Consider the following 16,498-nt stretch of genomic DNA (forward strand, 5'->3'; position numbering starts at 1 on the left):
CGCCGAGATCAGAGGGATTTGCCGTTCATGACGGCGACCGGCAGCGGTGCGGCCCAGTGTCCCTGGTCGAGCCAGTCGCGGAGCTGTGCGGCCGACCCGGCGTCTTCGATCGGCCCGAACATCAACGCCGGGCCGGTTGGGGTGCGATCGATTGCGCACGGTTGCACCAACACCATCACGCCGTCGGTCCGGCCCACGCAGCGGATCTGATCCAACAGGCACCCGGATGAGATCAGCATGCCGTGCGGCGCGCGGCGCACCGCCGCGCGTAACTCATCGAGCACGGATTCCGCCGAGCTGCAACGGCTACAGACAACAGCGGTGAAACCTGCGGTCGGGTATGGCATTTCAGCTCCTGTCGACTACGTGCGCTGCGACGGTCGCATCGGCCCAGCCGACGAGCAACCGGCCCGTGGCATCCCACCCGACGGCGGTTGCGGGTGATGCCCGGTTCAACGAGTCCAGCGGTGTCAGCGGATGGCCGGGAATCGCGGCGCGTGGCGACCACACCGCTGCCCGGCCACCCTCGGAGGTTGCGGCGAGCAGGCCACCGTCGGCCGACCACGCGATCGCCGTGACCACGGCGTCGTCACCGCGCAGGATCCGCGGCGTGCTGCCACGCGGACCGCGCCCGGTGAAGTCCCAAACGGTCACATCGGAGCCGCCTCCAGAGGCCAGCAGCGTCGAGTCGGGTGAGTACGCCAGTGCGGTGATCTTCGTTGGATATCCGGACATGGCGAGTTCGTCACCACGCCGGCCGATCCGCCAAACATGCAGCGTCGCATCTTGATTGCCGCTGGCCGCCCACTTCCGGTCCGGACTCACGGCGAGGGTCAGCAGTGAACCGGTGAACGGCAACACGTCCGGCGCCGAGCCGCGGGTGACCGGATGGATGTGCACGCCACCGTAGGCGGCACTGGCCACGCGTCGGTTGACCCATGCGACGCCGGTGACGGTGCTCGAGTGCTGGGCGCTGAAGAGCTCGGTGCCGCCGGAGTCGAGCACGACGGTGGTCCGGCCGACACCGGCGGCCAGTCTCGACCCGTCGAAACTCCATGCGACCGAGGCGCACCAACCACCGCGGTGACCGCCGATGACAGCGCCGGCCGCGTCGAGCACGTCCACGCCGTGTACGGACCCGACGGCGACGCGGTCGCCGGTTGGGGACCACGCCACCGTCAGGCAGCCGAGCGAAACCTCTTGTCGCGACTCGATGACCCCGTCGGCCGCGAGAATCGTCACCGAACCTTCGGCCCCCGCGACCGCGATCCGGCCGTGCGGCGAGGCCGCGAGCGCCGCGACCGCGTCGTCGACACCCACGCGCCAGGTGTCACCGGCCAGCACCGACGGACTCACCGGGCCACCAGGCAAGACCGGAAACCGGACTCGAGTTCGTCGCGATCCAGGTTGCGGCCGATGAACACGAGCCGGTTGGTGCGTGGCTCCCCGTCACGCCACGGCCGGCCTTCCGTGCCGTCGAACAACATGTGCACGCCCTGGAAGACGTACTGCCGGGACTGTTCGGCCAGGGCCAGGATGCCTTTGCTGCGGAAGATGTCAACACCCTTGGTGGACAACAGTTCCCCGAGCCACGCGTTCAGCTTCTCGACGTCGACATCGCCATCGAGCCGGATACCCACCGAGGTGACCGTCTGATCGTGCTGGTGATCGCTCTCTTCCAGGAACGCGGGGTCGTCGGTGAGAACCCGCTGCAGATCGAACGCCCCGACATCGAGGATCCGGTCGAGTTCGACCTTCGCATTCTGGGCGTGCACGATCTCGGCACCGCTGTTGATACCGCGTAGCCGCGCTTCGACGACACCGAGATGATCAGCGCTGACAAGGTCGACTTTGTTGAGGATCATCCGGTCGGCGAAGGCCACCTGCTCGATCGCCTCATTCTCGACGTCTGCGGGTTTGGCGTCGTCGAGGTGGTCGAGGACATGTGCGGCGTCGACCATGGTGACGATCGCGTCAAGCCTCAACTGGCTTCGTATCTCGTCGTCGACGAAGAACGTCTGAGCGACCGGCGCCGGGTCGGCGAGCCCGGTGGTCTCGATGAGGATGTGGTCGAAGCGGTCTCGCCGGCGCATCAGCGCGCCGAGGATGCGGATGAGATCGCCGCGCACCGTGCAGCAGATACAGCCGTTGTTCATCTCGAAGATCTCTTCCTCGGCGTCGAGGACGAGGCCGTCGTCGATCCCGACCTCGCCGAACTCGTTCTCGATCACCGCGATTCGCCTGCCGTGCTGCTCGGTGAGGATGCGGTTGACCAGCGTGGTCTTGCCGGCACCGAGAAATCCGGTGATGACGGTGACGGGTACCCGATCGTCAGTTGTGGTCGGCATGGTCGTGTCCTTCCGGGTGCTCGGTGATGAGGCGTTGCAGGTCGGTGACAGCGATGTCGGCAGTGGGTTTGGGGATTTTCCACGTGGTTCTTCGGCTGGAGAGGACCGCAACCACGGTCTCCACGGGCGGACAGCCCGGTTCGGCGCAGGCCAGCTGCTGGACGAGCACCGTGGTGTCGAGCGGGATGTCGAGGGTCGCCCGCACAATGCCTTTGAGGTCGTCGACATGCGCGGCAGACGCTTTGGGTGCGGTCGAGCGCGCATTTCCTCCGGGATTCACCAGGCCGGTCATCGCACCATCCTTACTGAAAACGATTATCATTAACGTAGCATGTCGACCCGGATGGCGTCTTCCGCCCTCCCGCTTTACATATGTGGCGTCAAGTGTCACGGTGAGGGGTATGGACTTCTCCACGGTCGAGTTGTCGCCTGACGACCAGGCTTTCCAGCGCGAGTTGCGCGACTTTCTGGCTGCGACCGTCACCGACGAGGTCCTCGCCCGTGATCGGGAGACCGGGGAGAACTTCGACGAGGGCGTACATCTCGCGCTCGGGAGCGCCGGATACCTGGCCGCGGACTACCGCTCGGCGGCCGACGGTGGTTTCAGTGCGGTGCGCCGCCGCATCTGGGAACTCGAGATCGGGCGGGCGCACACGCCGTGGTTCCACTGGGGCACGACCGCGATGGTCGCGCACACGGTGGAGCAATTCGCGTCTGCCGAGTTGGTCGACGAGGTGCTGCCCGGAGTGCTGGCCGGCCGGCTGCGGCTGTGCCTGGGCTACACCGAACCCGAGGGTGGCTCGGACGTGGCCACCTGCAAGACCCGCGCCGTGCGGGACGGTGAGGACTGGATCATCAACGGTTCCAAGATGTTCACGTCCAACGCGCACAACGCGCAGTACGTCTTTCTGGTGACCAACACGGATCCCGAGGAGCCCAAGCACAAGAGCCTCACGATGTTCCTGGTACCGCTCGACGCGCCGGGTGTCGAGATCCAGGGCATTCGGACGGTCGACGGCGACCGCACCAACATCACGTACTACAGCGATGTCCGGGTCGCTGACCGGTACCGCGTCGGAGGGGTCAACGGCGGGTGGGCCGTCCTGCGCGGTGCGCTCGACGTCGAACACGGCACATTCGAACGCGACTCTGCGGGCCTGCAGAAGATCGCGACGATGACCGAACACATCACGCTGATGTCCGAAGCGGTGGATCGGGTTGCGGCAGTGGTTCCGGACGACGAGGCGGCGAGGTACCGGCTCGGCCGCGGAATCGCCCGAATGGAAGCGGCCATGAGCACGCCGCAGATGTACGGGCGAGTCGCGATCGCCCAGACCATGCGTGACGTCTCGCCCGATCTCATGGACATCCTCGGTCCGGCCGGATCATTGACGGACGGCGTCGAGTACATCTTCCGGCTCGCCGGTCCGACGGGAATCTACGGTGGGACGCTCGAAGTGTTCCGCAACATGATCGCCCAACACGGGCTCGGCCTGGGTAAGCCGAATTATTCGCCGCCTGCCGCGAAGCAAACGCACTGACTGACGAGAACGAGTGTCGGTGAGGCGGCCCCTTCCCGCCGGCGGGTAACGGTGTTACCCTGACGCGACAGTAACGGCGTTACTGTCGACAGGAGGCGAGGAGTGGGCATGGTCGACCGCCGGAAGCGTGGCCTTGAAGTTTTCCGTGACGTCATGACCGCGCCGGTGCCCGACGATGGCAGCCCTGTCGCCGATGGGCTGCTCGACTTCGTGTTCGCCGAGGTCTGGACCCGCCCGGGTCTGAGCCGCCGTGATCGACGGTTCGTGACGCTGGCGTGTGTGGCCGCGGCAGATGCGCAAGAACCCCTCGAGCAACACGTCTATGCCGCGCTCAACAGTGGCGACATCTCGATCACCGAAATGCGCGAAGCAGTCTTGCATTTCGCGGTGTATGCCGGCTGGCCAAAAGCGTCGCGGTTCAACATTGTGGTCGACCTGCAATGGCAACGCATCCTCGACGAGCGTGGCGAGTCTGCGGCACCGCCCGAACCGCTGCTGCCGTTGCCCACCGAAAGTGATCCCGAGAAACGGCTGCAGGGCGGCGAGAAGACCTTCATCGAGGTCAACTGCATTCCCTTTGCGCCGTTGCGCGACAACCCCTTTCAGGGGGCAGGCATTCTCAACTTCGTCTTCGGTGAGATGTGGCAGCGCCCAGGGCTGGGGATGAAAGAACGGCGCTTGATCACTGTGGCGTGCGTGGCTTTTCAGGATGCGGAGATTCCCATCCTGTCGCACGTGTACGCGGCGCTGAAGAGCGGTGACGTATCGTTCGACGAAATGGACGAGCTCGCACTGCATTTCGCGGCCTACTACGGGTGGCCCAAAGGTAGCCACCTCAACCAGGTCGTCGCCGATCAGAAGCAACGTGTCATGGCTGAAGGTGGCCCCAACACATCGGATGCGGCCTGAGGCTTACCCGGCACCCCGGTTCGATGTTCTGAGTACTCTGATCGGGTGAACTTCTTCGACAAGGCCCTTGACCTCGATTCCGCTGATGAAGGGCACTTGCGAGGGCACACGCTGCCAGAATGGGCGAACATGGTGGGCCCGTTCGGCGGCATCACCGCTGCCACCCTGGTGCGAGCAATCGAAGCCCAGCCCGACGTGCACGGTCAGCCGGTCGCGCTCACGGTGAACTACCTGGCCCCGATTGCCGATGGCGACTTCGACATCCACACCAGGGCAGTCAAGACCAACCGCTCGAATCAGCACTGGATCGTCGAGTTGAGCCAGGATGGTGAACCGAAGACCTCGGCCACGGCGGTGTTCGGGCTGCGTCGCGATACGTGGGCGGACACCGAGATCACTGCGCCGCAGGCGCCGGCGCCTGAGGAGATCGAGCGAGCACAATCCCCGTTCGGCGTGGTGTGGTTCGACAACTACGACCTCCGGTTCGTCGACGGCGCGATGCCCGTCCACGGCGCGGCGTCCGACTCCTCGACCACGACACTGTGGGTTCGCAACAATCCGCCCAGGCCAATGGATTTCGCGTCGCTCACCGCAGTCAGTGACATCTTCTACCCGCGAGCGTTCCTCCGCCGCGGCCACTTCATGCCCGCCGGCACCATATCGATGACGGTGTACTTCCACGCCGGCGCCGACGAGATCGCTGCCCAGGGTGACGGCTTCGTGCTGGCGACGGCGCGGGCACAGCGATTCTCCCGCGGATATTTCGACCAGTCCGCGCAACTGTGGGGCCGCAACGGCACGCTCTTGGCCACCACGCACCAGATCGTCTACTTCAAGGATTAGGGGTCACTGCGGGTGTAGCGATTGCAGCGCGATCCAGGCACTGACCCTGGTCTGCGGATCATCGAGCTTTCCCGGCAGAAGTGCCTCGATCGCGTCGAGCCGGTTGCGGACGGTGTTGCGATGCAGCCCAAGCTCTTCGGCGACCTTGAGGCGTGAACCGTGGTGGCGCAGAAAGCAGCGCAGCGTCTCGAGCTGTTCAGAATCCAAACCAGAGAGCCACGATTCGGCGAACGCAGTGGCCCGATCCGGATCGATGAGCCCCAGTGGGCCGCCGTCGACGACGCGATCCCAGACAACCATGCCCGCGGTCGGGGTGGTCTGAGCGAGTGCGAGACCGGCCGTCCGGTAGCCGGTCTCGCCGTCCTGCAACGAAACCGCCCCGCCGATCCCGACCTGCAAGCCGGCGTCGACCAGGCCGGCGCCGAGGGCTTCGGCCTTGTCGGGTGGCGCCACCGCGCACAGCTCGTCGGCGTACGGGGCCGCCAGGATCCCCCGGTGCTCAAGGGCGGGCAGCGCGTCGCGGCGGTCTGATTCGCTTCCACTGGCCCGCATGAACCGGACCCGCTCGGTGACCGTGGGCGCCGGCGCGTCCAGATCGAGCACCAATCGTGCTGTCCTGGAATCGTTTCCGGTGAGCAGCTCGATCGCCCTGCTGCGCACGTGCCGACGGGTCGCGGCACGGCTGCGCTGCTGCTCGTCGACGAGCCCCAGAACCGCGACGGCCGTGGTCACCGCGTGGCGTTGCCCGTCGGAGAGCCGGGTCGGCCCGATCGTCGCGAGGTAGGTCGACGGCCTGCCACGTAACCCGATGGGGTGCACCGAAACCGACATCGCGGGCCGCGACTGGGCGGCGGCCGACCGCAAGCCGTGGGCCTGCAACCGTCGTACATCGGCGGCGACCTCGTCGAGTGGGAAGTCGGCGCGCCGCGGGCCCACCGGGCCGGTGAGGACCCGCCCGTCCGGCGTCAACAGGCACGCCGCGCCGCCGACCGCCTGCGCGAGCGCGGTGACGACCGCGGCCGCCGGGTCCGACTTGGCCGCTGCCGAGATCAGGCGACGCTGAGTCTTGAAGGCTTCGCGGGCCGCGATCGATTCCTGCTGTTGCAGAAGGTGAGCAACGTGGCGGCTGATCGCGACGAATGTGGTGCGACGCGGCACCTCGAACAGGTTGACCCCGTGCGTGCGGCAGGCGTCGACGAGTTCGCCGGGCATCCGTGCGTGGGTGAGCCCGATGCCAAGGCCCACCGCCGACACCGCTGCTGCGGCGAGCCGGCCGATGTACTCATCCCACTCGTCGTGCCAGGCGCCGGTCTCGAGTCCGGTCGTGAGCAGTACCTCACCGCCTTCGAGGAAAGGCGCGGGATCCGGGAGTTCGCTCGTGGCGACCCACCGGATGTCGGCATCGGTGCGGCACACATGGACGCCGCGCAATCCGAGCGCCTTCGCGGCCAGGATGTTGCCGACGGTCACCATGGTGACAGTTTTGCACATCTTATATCTACGCGATTGTGCGTATGTGCACTGCGGTGACGGCGCCGAACTCCTTAACGTGAGCGGCAACACAGCACATCAGTAGGAGGACAGGTGACCACCACCGAACTTGCCGGTCAGGCGCTCACGCAGGAACGCCGGCTGGTGACAGCGATTCCGGGGCCGCTCTCACAGGAGCTGCAGGCCCGCAAGGAGTCCGCTGTCGCTCGCGGCGTGGGCACCACACTGCCGGTCTACGTGGTGGCCGCAGGCGGCGGTGTGCTGGCCGACGTCGACGGCAACCAGCTCATCGACTTCGGTTCCGGTATCGCGGTGACGACCGTCGGCAACAGCGCACCCGCCGTCGTCGACGCGGTCACGCAGCAGGTTGCGGCGTTCACCCACACCTGTTTCATGGTGACGCCCTATGAGGGGTACCTGCGAGTGGCCGAGCAGCTCAACCGCCTGACGCCGGGTGACCATGACAAGCGCACGGTGCTGTTCAACTCCGGTGCCGAGGCCGTCGAGAACGCGGTCAAGATCGCGCGCGCACACACCCGCAGGCAGGCCGTCGTGGTGTTCGACCACGCCTACCACGGACGCACCAACCTCACCATGGCGATGACGGCCAAGAACCAGCCCTACAAGCACGGGTTCGGACCGTTCGCCGGCGAGGTGTACCGGGTTCCGGCGTCCTACCCGCTGCGGGACGGCGATGTCGACGGTGCCGCCGCGGCAGCCCGGGCCATCGACCTCATCGACAAGCAGGTCGGCGCCGACAACGTGGCCGCGGTGGTGATCGAGCCGATCCACGGCGAGGGCGGGTTCATCGTTCCCGCACCGGGATTCCTTCGGGCCCTCCAGAACTGGTGCACCGAGAGCGGCGCGGTGTTCGTCGCCGACGAGGTGCAGACCGGATTCGCCCGTACCGGAGCGATGTTCGCGTGCGAGCACGACGGCGTCGTGCCCGATCTCATCGTCACCGCCAAGGGCATCGCGGGCGGCCTGCCGCTGTCGGCCGTCACCGGCCGCGCCGAGATCATGGACGCCCCGCATGCCGGTGGGCTCGGCGGCACCTACGGCGGCAACCCGCTGGCGTGCGCGGCCGCACTTGCCGTCATCGACACCATCGAACGCGACGGCCTGGTGGCCCGCGCTGCCCAGATCGGCGACACCATGTTGGGCCGGCTCAACACGCTGGCCGCCACTGATCCACGGATCGGCGACATCCGGGGCCGCGGCGCCATGATCGCCGTCGAGTTGGTCAAGCCGGGCACCACCGAACCCGACGCCGATCTGACCAAGCGCATCGCGGCCGCCGCGCACGCGCAGGGACTGGTCGTGCTCACGTGCGGTACGTACGGCAACGTGCTGCGGTTCCTGCCGCCGCTGAGCATGCCCGATCACCTGCTCGCCGAAGGCCTCGACATTCTCGACGCCGTCTTCCGGGAGATCGCATGACCCTCGCCGTCGAATCCGCGGTCGAGCTCAGCCCGCTCGACGATGCGCGGGCGCAGTTGCGTGAGGCGACGACGATCCTCGGCTACGACGAGGGCGTGTATGAAGTCCTGTCGACCCCGCGTCGTGAGGTGACCGTCAGCGTCCCGCTGCGACGGGACAACGGCGATATCGAGCTCCTCATCGGACATCGGGTGCAGCACAACGTCTCCCGCGGTCCCGCCAAGGGTGGTCTGCGCTACTCGCCGGACGTCACGCTCGACGAGGTACGGGCACTCGCGATGTGGATGACGTGGAAGTGCGCACTGCTCGACGTGCCGTACGGCGGGGCGAAGGGCGGCGTGCGCATCGACCCGCGGCAGTACAGCACCGCCGAGCTGGAACGGGTGACCCGCCGCTACACCAGTGAGATCAGCCCGTTGATCGGGCCGGCTCATGACATCCCCGCTCCCGATGTCGGTACCGACGAGAACACCATGGCCTGGCTCATGGACACCTACTCGGTGCAGAAGGGCCATACCGTTCTCGGCGTCACCACGGGCAAGCCCGTGAGCCTCGGCGGCTCGCTCGGCCGCGCGACCGCGACATCTCGTGGCGTGGTGCATGTGGCGCTGGCCGCGCTGCGCTCGCGCGGGATCACCGTCGACGGTGCGACCGCCGCGGTCCAGGGCTTCGGCAAGGTCGGGCGGCATGCCGCCCACTTCCTGCAGGACGAGGGCGTGCGGGTGGTCGCGGTATCCGATCAGTACGGCGCAGTGGCCGAGGCATCCGGTTTGGACGTCGTCGCGCTCGAGAAGCACGTCGACGCGACCGGCTCGGTGGTCGGATTCGCCGGGGGCATCGCGGTGTCGAATGCCGACCTGCTGGAAAGCGACGTCGATCTGCTGGTGCCCGCCGCCGTCGAAGGCGTCATAAACGCAGGCAACGCACATCGCATCCGGGCGCGGGTCGTGGTCGAGGGCGCGAACGGCCCGACGACACCCGAGGCCGACCGGGTGCTCAACGACGCCGGAAAGCTGGTGGTGCCCGACATCCTGGCCAATGCCGGTGGTGTGATCGTGTCGTATTTCGAATGGGTGCAAGCGAATCAGGCCTACTGGTGGCGCGCCGACGAGGTCGAGTCGCGGCTGGCCGAGCGCATGCTCACCGCGTGGGACGAAGTCTCGGCGCACGCGGCGAAGCTCAAGCTGCCGCTGCGCACCGCGGCCACCTGCCTTGCCGTCGGACGTGTCGCCCAGGCCGCGCAGCGTCGCGGCCTCTACCCCTAGGAACGATGTGAACACTCAGAACGCGATTGCCGAACTCGACACGAAGCACGGCATACTCATCGACGGCAGTGCGCATGGCGCGTCGCGAACCTTCGAGGTCCATGACCCCGCGACCGGGCTCGTGATCGCCGAGGTGGCCGACGGGACCGTGGCCGACGCGGAGTCTGCCGTCGACGCGGCGCACCGCGCCTTCGGTGACTGGGCCGCCAGCAGCCCGCGCCAACGCAGCGAAATCCTGCGTCGAGTCTACGAACTGATGCTCGCCGACACCGACCGGCTGGTCGCGCTCATCTGCGCCGAGAACGGCAAATCGCAGGCCGACGCGCGAGCCGAGGTCGGTTACGCCGCCGAGTTCTTCCGCTGGTTCAGCGAGGAGGCCGTGCGGACCGACGGTGTGTACGGCATCAGTCCAGCCGGTGGTACCCGGACGTTGGTGACGCACAAGCCCGTCGGTGTCGCGGCGCTTGTGACGCCGTGGAACTTCCCGGCAGCCATGGCCACCCGCAAGATCGCGCCTGCGCTGGCCGCGGGTTGCACGGTCGTGCTCAAGCCGGCCGCCGAGACCCCGTTGACGGCGTTGGCGATCGCCGCGATCCTGTCCGCGGCCGGTGTGCCCGACGGTGTGGTCAACGTGGTGCCGACCACCGACGCCGCTGCCGTCGTGTCGGCCTGGCTCGCCGACGACCGCGTCCGCAAGGTGTCGTTCACCGGTTCCACCGGCGTCGGACGGGTGCTGCTCAAGCAGGCCGCCGATCGAATCGTCAACGCCAGCATGGAACTCGGCGGCAACGCGCCGTTCGTGGTGACGGCCGACGCCGATGTCGCCGCCGCCGTGCAAGGCGCGATGGTGGCCAAGTACCGCGGTGGCGGCCAGGCCTGTACCGCGGCCAACCGGTTCTACGTCCACGCCGCGGTCGTCGACGAGTTCGTCGCGAGATTCTCGGCCGAGGTCTCGGCCCTGCGCGTTGGCCCGGCCGCCGACCCAGCCTCGCAGATCGGACCGTTGGTCAGTGCCCGTGCCGCAGAGCGGGTCGCCGCCGCGATCGAATCGGCAGTGGCCGATGGAGCAGTGATCGCGGCCGCGGCCGAAACTCCGGACGACGGTTGGTTCGTCGCACCGACGGTGTTGACCGGTGTGGCCCCCGACGCGGCGATCATCGCCGACGAGATCTTCGGACCAGTCGCACCAGTGGTGGTGTGGGAGAACGAGGACGATCTGCTGCGCTGGGTCAACGACACCGAATATGGTTTGGCCGCATACATTTATGCCGGTCGGCTGCAGGACGCGTTGCGGCTCGCGGAATCGTTCGACGCCGGCATGGTCGGCATCAACCGCGGGATCGTGTCGGACCCGTCGGCCCCGTTCGGCGGGATGAAGCAGAGCGGGCTCGGCCGCGAAGGGGCCCGGGACGGACTGCACGAGTTCCAGGAGACGCAGTACTTCAGCGTGGAGTTCTGACACCGGCCGACTGCGTGCTCAGAACGGTGCGTCGTGCAGCATCAGGCTGAACAACAGCACTGCCATGCACAACAGCGAACCGAGCGCCAAGAAGAACACACCTGTGACGATGATCCACTGGGTGTAATGCCGCTTGGCATGTGCTCTGCGCGCCAGCCGCTTGTCGTGCGCGAGCTCGCACGCGACGCCGGCGAATTCGACGTCCGTGAGTTCACCGTCGCCCGCAGGCGCCCCGCCGGCGATCTGACGAAGGCGCGCGGCGGAAATGGTGACGCCGACACCGGCGAAGCGCCGACTCATCCTCCGCGCCTGTCGCCGGCTGAGCCGGTGATCGCGGAGATACGTGGCGTGCGGCCGATGTCCCCAACCGCCGCGATGCGCGTTCGACGGGGTCGTCATAACCTGTTCAGTTTAGCTCGCCGCGGCGTCGGTGACGAGCTAAACGGCAAGTGCCACTGGAAGTTTCGGCGAGTGATGCCCCCGTAGGCAACAAGAGGCCGACGCCGTGGCGGCCGCCACGGAGTTTCGCGGAGCCTCGGTCAGCGGATGACCCGGTGCACGTCGGCTTCGATGTCCCCGCCTTCCTGAGCGATCCACGGCCCGTCGATCGACGGGTCGATGATGCCGTCCTCCAGCCACGTGTATTGACCGGCGAGTACTCCTCGGCTCAGGGTCCGGTCGGAGTCGTCGCTGTTGTCCCAGAGTTGAGTGAACAACCGGTCGGCCCGCACTCGGGCCTGGCGGCAGAACGCGTCGGCGAGATCCGTTGCGGTGTCGGGCTCCCCGTCACGCCGGGCGCGGACACACGCCGCCGTCATCGCGAACAGCTCGGCGCCGATGTCGACGATCCGGCCCAGGAACCGCTGCTTGTGCTCAAGCCTTCCCTGCCACCGTGACATCGCGTAGAACGTGCTGCGCGCCAGCTTGCGGCTGGACCGTTCGACGTAGCGTAGGTGTTCGGCCAGTGGCCCGAACTCGGTGAACGATGTGGGCAGCTGGCCTTTCCCGGTGACCAGGGTCGGCAGCCAGCGCGCGTAGAACTTGCCGGCCTTGCCCGCAGCCTTCGCCTTGTGTCGCAGGTCGGCGTCGGGGTCGATGATGTCGCCGGCCACCGACAAGTGCGCGTCGACCGCCTCGCGGGCGAGCATCAGATGCATGATCTCCGTTGAGCCTTCGAAGATGCGGTTGATGCGCATATCACGCAGGATCTGCTCGGCGGGCACCCCACGTTCACCACGCGCGGCGAGTGACTCGGCGGTCTCGAAGCCGCGCCCGCCGCGGATCTGCACAAGCTCGTCGGCGATCAGCCACGTCATCTCCGAGCCGTACAGCTTGGCGAGCGCGGCCTCGATCCGAATGTCGGTGCGACGAGCGTCGGCCAGCTCACTGGCGAGCTCGACCATGGCCTCGATCCCATACGCGGTGGCCGCGATGAACGCCACCTTGCCTGCCACGGCGTCGTGCTCACCGACCGGGCGTCCCCACTGCACGCGTTCCTTCGACCATTCCCGCGCGATCTTCACACACCACTTCGCGGTACCGGTACACACGGCCGGCAGGGACAGCCGTCCCACGTTGAGGGTCGACAGGGCGATCTTGAGTCCTTCACCTTCACGGCCGATCCGGTTGGCGGCGGGCACCCGCACATCGGTCAGCTTGGTGAGACCGTTCTCGATGCCACGCAATCCCATGAACGTGTTGCGGTTCGCCACGACGATGCCGGGGGAGTCGGCTTCGACCACGAACGCGGTGATGCCGCCGCGGTGCCCATCGCTCTTGGGTACTTGAGCCATCACCACCAACAGGTCGGCGATGACACCGTTGGTCGTCCACAGCTTGACGCCGTTGAGCACGTAGTCGTCACCATCCGGGGTCGCGGTGGCGTGCAATCGAGCCGGATCGCTTCCGACATCCGGCTCGGTGAGCAGGAAAGCGCTGATTTCGCGGGTACAGCGGGGGAGCCACGTGCGTTTCTGTTCGTCGGTGCCGAACATCGACACCGGCTGCGGCACGCCGATCGACTGATGCGCGGACAGCAACGCGCCCAGCGCGGGATGCACCGAGCCGACCAGTGCGAGCGCTTTGTTGTAGTAGACCTGCGACAGTCCGAGCCCGTCGTACTCGGTGCCGATCTTCATGCCGAACGCGCCCAGTTCCTTCAAGCCCTGGATCACCGCGTCCGGTATCTGCGCGTCGCGTTCGATCACCGCGGCGTCGATCTGCGACTCGCAGAACTTCCGCAGCCGGGCGAGGAATGCCTCACCACGTTCGGTGGCCTCAGTCGGCCCGCGAGGATGCGGATGGACCAGATCCAACCGCAGTCTGCCGAGGAACAACTCCTTGCCGAAGCTCGGCTGGCGCCACTGTGCCTCACGTGCCTGCTCGGCAACCTGCCTGGCCTGGCGTTCGTTGACTTCTCCGGTGACGGTCATCGCCGACCTCCAACCCAACGGTCCTACTCGACGGTAACCCCGTCGGGTGGTGGCATACCCGCAAACGGGCGAACCACGCGAGATCGGATCGAGCGACTCGCCACTACTTCGGCGTGGCGAGCGTTCGGCGGATCACGTAGGGCAGCGTGCCACCGTGCCGGAGGTAGTCGATCTCGTTGCCGGTGTCCAACCGCAGCCGCAGTGTCATGGAGTCCGAACGGCCGTCGGTCCGGATGATCTCCAGCCGCACCGGCACGGTTCCCGTCGTCAACACGTCCAACCCGCGAAGGCGGAGTGTCTCGGTCCCGTCGAGTGCCGGCGCGCGCTCGCCGGGGGCGAACTGTAACGGGAATATGCCCATGCCGATCAGATTCGACCGGTGGATCCGCTCGAAGCTCTCGGCGATGATCGCCCGAACACCCAGCAGGGCAGGGGCTTTGGCGGCCCAGTCGCGGCTCGAGCCGGCCCCGTAGTTCGCGCCCGCGACGATGACCAGCGGCGCGTCACCGTAGGTGGCCGCGGCTTCGTAGACCGGTAGGACCGCGCTTCGGTCCCGCGTATACGCCCACGCACCCTCGCCGCCGACGTCGTCGGGCAGCAGGCGGTTGTGGACGGAACGGTTGGTGAATGCCCCGCGCAGCATGACCTCGTAATTGCTTCGGCGCGTCGAGTACTGATTGAAATCCCGCGGAGCCACGCCGGCATCGCGCAGATACGTCGCAGCCGCACTGTCGCGGGGAATAGCACCGGCAGGGGAGATGTGGTCGGTCGTCACATTGTCGCCGAGCAGCAGCAGTACGCGTGCCTCCAAGACGCCGGGCGTCGGCGCCGGTGCAGGTGCGATGTGATCGAGGTAGCTGGGCCTGCGGATGTACGTGCTGGCCGCGTCCCAGCCGAACCGAATATCGGATTGTCCCTGGAGCTCGCGCCAGGCTGCGGTCCCGGTCCTGATCGCGGCGGTGTTGCGTTCGAACATGTCGGGCCGCACGGCGTGCGCGACAGTGGCGGCGACGTCGGTGTCGGCGGGCCAGATGTCGCGCAGAAAGACCGGCCTGCCGTCGGGGCCGGTCCCCAGCGGCTGGGCCTCGAAGTCGTGCAGGACGCTACCGGCCAGTGCGTAGGCGACGACCAGCGGCGGCGAGGCCAGGTAGCCGAACTGCAGGCGCGGATGCACGCGGCCGGGAAAGTTGCGGTTACCCGACAACACCGCCGCCGGGACAACGCCATCCGCGGCGAGTTCTTCCATGCGCGGATGCAGTGGACCCGAGTTTCCGATGCACGTCATGCAGCCGTAGCCGACGGTGGTGAAACCCAACCGGCCCAGGTCGGCGAGCAGACCCGCCTCGGTGAGGTACTCGGTGACCACACGAGAGCCGGGCGACAGCGTCGTCTTCACCCAGGGTTTGACGGCGAGCCCGGCGCGAACGGCGTTGCGGGCCAACAGGCCCGCGTGCACCATGAGCGCGGGATTGGCGGTGTTGGTGCAACTGGTGATGGCGGCAATGGCGACCGGCCCGGCCGGCACCGGCTCGCCGAACACCGCGTCGGGTTCGACCGAGGTTCGCGCCGGCTCCGGCAGCGCTTGACGGAACGACGCGGGCACGTCGGACAGCGCAACCCGTTCGTGCGGCAGGCGCGGGCCGGCCAGCGTCGTCTGCACGGACTCCAATGCGAGCGTGAGTGTTTCGTCATAGACCGGCGGGGCGGCTTCGTCGGTACACAGGAGATGGTTGGCGCTCAGGTACGCGCGGACCAGCCGGCAGTGGTCTTCTGCCCTGCCCGTCAAGGCCAGGAACCGCAAGGTTTCTTCGTCGGACGGGAAGAGCGCCACGGTGGCGCCGTACTCGGGGGCCATGTTGGAGACCGCGGCGCGGTCGGCCCACGCGAGATTCCGCGCGCCGTCGCCGTGGAACTCGACGAACTTGTCGACGACACCGTGGGCGCGCAGCATCGCCGTGACGGTCAGCGCCAGGTCGGTTCCGGTGACGCCGGGGCGCAACCGCCCGGTCAGGTGCACGCCGACCACCTTGGGGTACGCGATCGCGACGGGTTCGCCGAGCATCGCCGCCTGCCCCTGCAGCCCACCCACGCCCCAGCCGAGTACGCCGATCGCGTTGACCATCGGCGTGTGACTGTCGGTGGCCACCAACGTATCCGGATGCACCGTCGCCGGCTCAGTGGCGTCGTCGACCCATACGCACGTGGCCAGAGACTCCATGTTGACCTGATGGATGATGCCGGTGCCGGGCGGGACGACGCCGAAGTGGTCGAGCGTGTTCTGTGCCCATTTGATGAAGCGATAGCGCTCGTCGTTGCGACGGAAGTCGATGGCCAGGTTGGCCTCCACCGCGTCGGGCCTGCCGTAGTGTTCGGCGATCACCGAGTGATCGACCGTGAGATCGACCGGGATCGCCGGCTGCAAGGCCCCCGGGTCGCCGCCGAGTTCGGCCACACAGTCGCGCATCCCGGCGAAGTCGGCGAGTGCGGGCAGACATGTCGTGTCGTGCAACATGATCCGATTCGGATGCAGCGGCACTTCGCAGCCAGTCGCCTTGCCGCGCAGGCGGTCCAGCACGGCGGGCAGTGCTTCGGGAGCCCGGCGGGCGACGTTTTCGATGAGAATGCGGACCGCGTACGGCGTCGCTGCGATCTCGGCAGGGGTCAGGACGTCGGACAGCGCCACATACCGGTAGGCCCGTCCGTCGATGACGAGGTGGGCCACGTCGGCCGTGGGCGCGGTACTCATGCGACAAGTTTGTACTAATCGGCG

At 67.4% G+C, this 16,498-nt stretch carries 14 protein-coding genes; 6 read left to right on the forward strand and 8 right to left on the reverse strand.

The window, feature by feature from the left end:
• Nucleotides 1–8: 8 nt before the first annotated feature.
• The 4 genes from AWC31_RS23325 to AWC31_RS23340 are packed head-to-tail and all read right to left on the reverse strand — an operon-like array spanning nucleotide 9 to nucleotide 2,640.
• The gene (locus tag AWC31_RS23325) at nucleotides 9–347 is read right to left on the reverse strand and encodes a hypothetical protein (RefSeq protein ID WP_085146284.1); all 339 of its coding nucleotides are present in this window, start codon (nucleotides 345–347) and stop codon (nucleotides 9–11) included.
• A gap of 1 nt (nucleotide 348) precedes the next feature.
• On the reverse strand, nucleotides 349–1,356 hold the full coding sequence (locus AWC31_RS23330; protein WP_085146285.1) for a WD40 repeat domain-containing protein: 1,008 nt from the start codon (nucleotides 1,354–1,356) through the stop codon (nucleotides 349–351).
• Nucleotides 1,353–2,348 (reverse strand): CobW family GTP-binding protein, encoded by a 996-nt coding sequence (locus AWC31_RS23335; RefSeq protein ID WP_085146286.1) that lies wholly within the window; start codon nucleotides 2,346–2,348, stop codon nucleotides 1,353–1,355. The genes AWC31_RS23330 and AWC31_RS23335 overlap by 4 nt, the downstream gene beginning before the upstream one ends.
• Complete coding sequence (locus AWC31_RS23340) at nucleotides 2,332–2,640, reverse strand: hypothetical protein (RefSeq protein WP_110775216.1); 309 nt, start codon at nucleotides 2,638–2,640, stop codon at nucleotides 2,332–2,334. The genes AWC31_RS23335 and AWC31_RS23340 overlap by 17 nt, the downstream gene beginning before the upstream one ends.
• Nucleotides 2,641–2,749: 109 nt before the next feature.
• Here AWC31_RS23340 and AWC31_RS23345 point away from each other — a divergent pair, with 109 nt between their 5' ends.
• The 3 genes from AWC31_RS23345 (at nucleotide 2,750) to AWC31_RS23355 (ending at nucleotide 5,641) form a co-directional block, all read left to right on the forward strand.
• Nucleotides 2,750–3,889, forward strand: coding sequence for an acyl-CoA dehydrogenase family protein (locus tag AWC31_RS23345; protein ID WP_085146287.1), 1,140 nt, complete (start codon nucleotides 2,750–2,752; stop codon nucleotides 3,887–3,889).
• Nucleotides 3,890–3,997: 108 nt separating this feature from the next.
• Nucleotides 3,998–4,798, forward strand: coding sequence for a carboxymuconolactone decarboxylase family protein (locus AWC31_RS23350; protein WP_085146288.1), 801 nt, complete (start codon nucleotides 3,998–4,000; stop codon nucleotides 4,796–4,798).
• A 45-nt stretch (nucleotides 4,799–4,843) separates the two neighbouring features.
• Complete coding sequence (locus AWC31_RS23355) at nucleotides 4,844–5,641, forward strand: acyl-CoA thioesterase (protein ID WP_085146289.1); 798 nt, start codon at nucleotides 4,844–4,846, stop codon at nucleotides 5,639–5,641.
• Between the two features lie 3 nt (nucleotides 5,642–5,644).
• Here AWC31_RS23355 and AWC31_RS23360 read toward each other — a convergent pair whose 3' ends face one another.
• Entirely contained in the window at nucleotides 5,645–7,114 is a 1,470-nt protein-coding gene (locus AWC31_RS23360; protein ID WP_085146290.1) for a PucR family transcriptional regulator, read from the reverse strand.
• A gap of 111 nt (nucleotides 7,115–7,225) precedes the next feature.
• On the opposite strand from AWC31_RS23360, the gene gabT reads away from it, so the two are divergent.
• Genes gabT through AWC31_RS23375 form a run of 3 tightly spaced genes read left to right on the forward strand, consistent with a single transcriptional unit; the run spans nucleotide 7,226 to nucleotide 11,296 of the window.
• The gene (gene gabT, locus AWC31_RS23365) at nucleotides 7,226–8,572 is read left to right on the forward strand and encodes a 4-aminobutyrate--2-oxoglutarate transaminase (protein WP_085146291.1); all 1,347 of its coding nucleotides are present in this window, start codon (nucleotides 7,226–7,228) and stop codon (nucleotides 8,570–8,572) included.
• The gene (locus AWC31_RS23370) at nucleotides 8,569–9,837 is read left to right on the forward strand and encodes a Glu/Leu/Phe/Val family dehydrogenase (RefSeq protein ID WP_067858318.1); all 1,269 of its coding nucleotides are present in this window, start codon (nucleotides 8,569–8,571) and stop codon (nucleotides 9,835–9,837) included. Before gabT ends, AWC31_RS23370 begins: the two co-directional genes overlap by 4 nt.
• Nucleotides 9,838–9,844: 7 nt before the next feature.
• Nucleotides 9,845–11,296, forward strand: coding sequence for an NAD-dependent succinate-semialdehyde dehydrogenase (locus AWC31_RS23375; RefSeq protein ID WP_085146292.1), 1,452 nt, complete (start codon nucleotides 9,845–9,847; stop codon nucleotides 11,294–11,296).
• A gap of 18 nt (nucleotides 11,297–11,314) precedes the next feature.
• Here the strand turns inward: AWC31_RS23375 and AWC31_RS23380 are convergent, their stop codons facing one another.
• The 3 genes from AWC31_RS23380 to acnA form a co-directional block, all read right to left on the reverse strand.
• Nucleotides 11,315–11,596, reverse strand: coding sequence for a hypothetical protein (locus AWC31_RS23380; protein ID WP_234816965.1), 282 nt, complete (start codon nucleotides 11,594–11,596; stop codon nucleotides 11,315–11,317).
• Between the two features lie 239 nt (nucleotides 11,597–11,835).
• Nucleotides 11,836–13,728: an acyl-CoA dehydrogenase family protein gene (locus AWC31_RS23385; RefSeq protein WP_085146294.1), complete on the reverse strand. Its 1,893-nt coding sequence runs from the start codon at nucleotides 13,726–13,728 to the stop codon at nucleotides 11,836–11,838.
• Between the two features lie 103 nt (nucleotides 13,729–13,831).
• Entirely contained in the window at nucleotides 13,832–16,474 is a 2,643-nt protein-coding gene (gene acnA, locus AWC31_RS23390; protein ID WP_085146295.1) for an aconitate hydratase AcnA, read from the reverse strand.
• Nucleotides 16,475–16,498 lie beyond the last annotated feature (24 nt).

The sequence above is a fragment of the Mycolicibacterium wolinskyi genome (genome assembly GCF_002101965.1).
Lineage (GTDB): Bacteria > Actinomycetota > Actinomycetes > Mycobacteriales > Mycobacteriaceae > Mycobacterium > Mycobacterium wolinskyi.

Excerpts from the sequence above, each read along its gene's own strand:
- AWC31_RS23325 (WP_085146284.1), bottom strand. The coding sequence starts at position 347 with ATGCCATACCCGACCGCAGGTTTCACCGCTGTTGTCTGTAGCCGTTGC.
- AWC31_RS23335 (WP_085146286.1), bottom strand. The coding sequence starts at position 2,348 with ATGCCGACCACAACTGACGATCGGGTACCCGTCACCGTCATCACCGGA.
- AWC31_RS23340 (WP_110775216.1), bottom strand. The coding sequence starts at position 2,640 with ATGACCGGCCTGGTGAATCCCGGAGGAAATGCGCGCTCGACCGCACCC.
- AWC31_RS23345 (WP_085146287.1), top strand. The coding sequence starts at position 2,750 with ATGGACTTCTCCACGGTCGAGTTGTCGCCTGACGACCAGGCTTTCCAG.
- AWC31_RS23350 (WP_085146288.1), top strand. The coding sequence starts at position 3,998 with ATGGTCGACCGCCGGAAGCGTGGCCTTGAAGTTTTCCGTGACGTCATG.
- AWC31_RS23360 (WP_085146290.1), bottom strand. The coding sequence starts at position 7,114 with ATGGTGACCGTCGGCAACATCCTGGCCGCGAAGGCGCTCGGATTGCGC.
- AWC31_RS23370 (WP_067858318.1), top strand. The coding sequence starts at position 8,569 with ATGACCCTCGCCGTCGAATCCGCGGTCGAGCTCAGCCCGCTCGACGAT.
- AWC31_RS23380 (WP_234816965.1), bottom strand. The coding sequence starts at position 11,596 with ATGAGTCGGCGCTTCGCCGGTGTCGGCGTCACCATTTCCGCCGCGCGC.
- AWC31_RS23385 (WP_085146294.1), bottom strand. The coding sequence starts at position 13,728 with ATGACCGTCACCGGAGAAGTCAACGAACGCCAGGCCAGGCAGGTTGCC.
- acnA (WP_085146295.1), bottom strand. The coding sequence starts at position 16,474 with ATGAGTACCGCGCCCACGGCCGACGTGGCCCACCTCGTCATCGACGGA.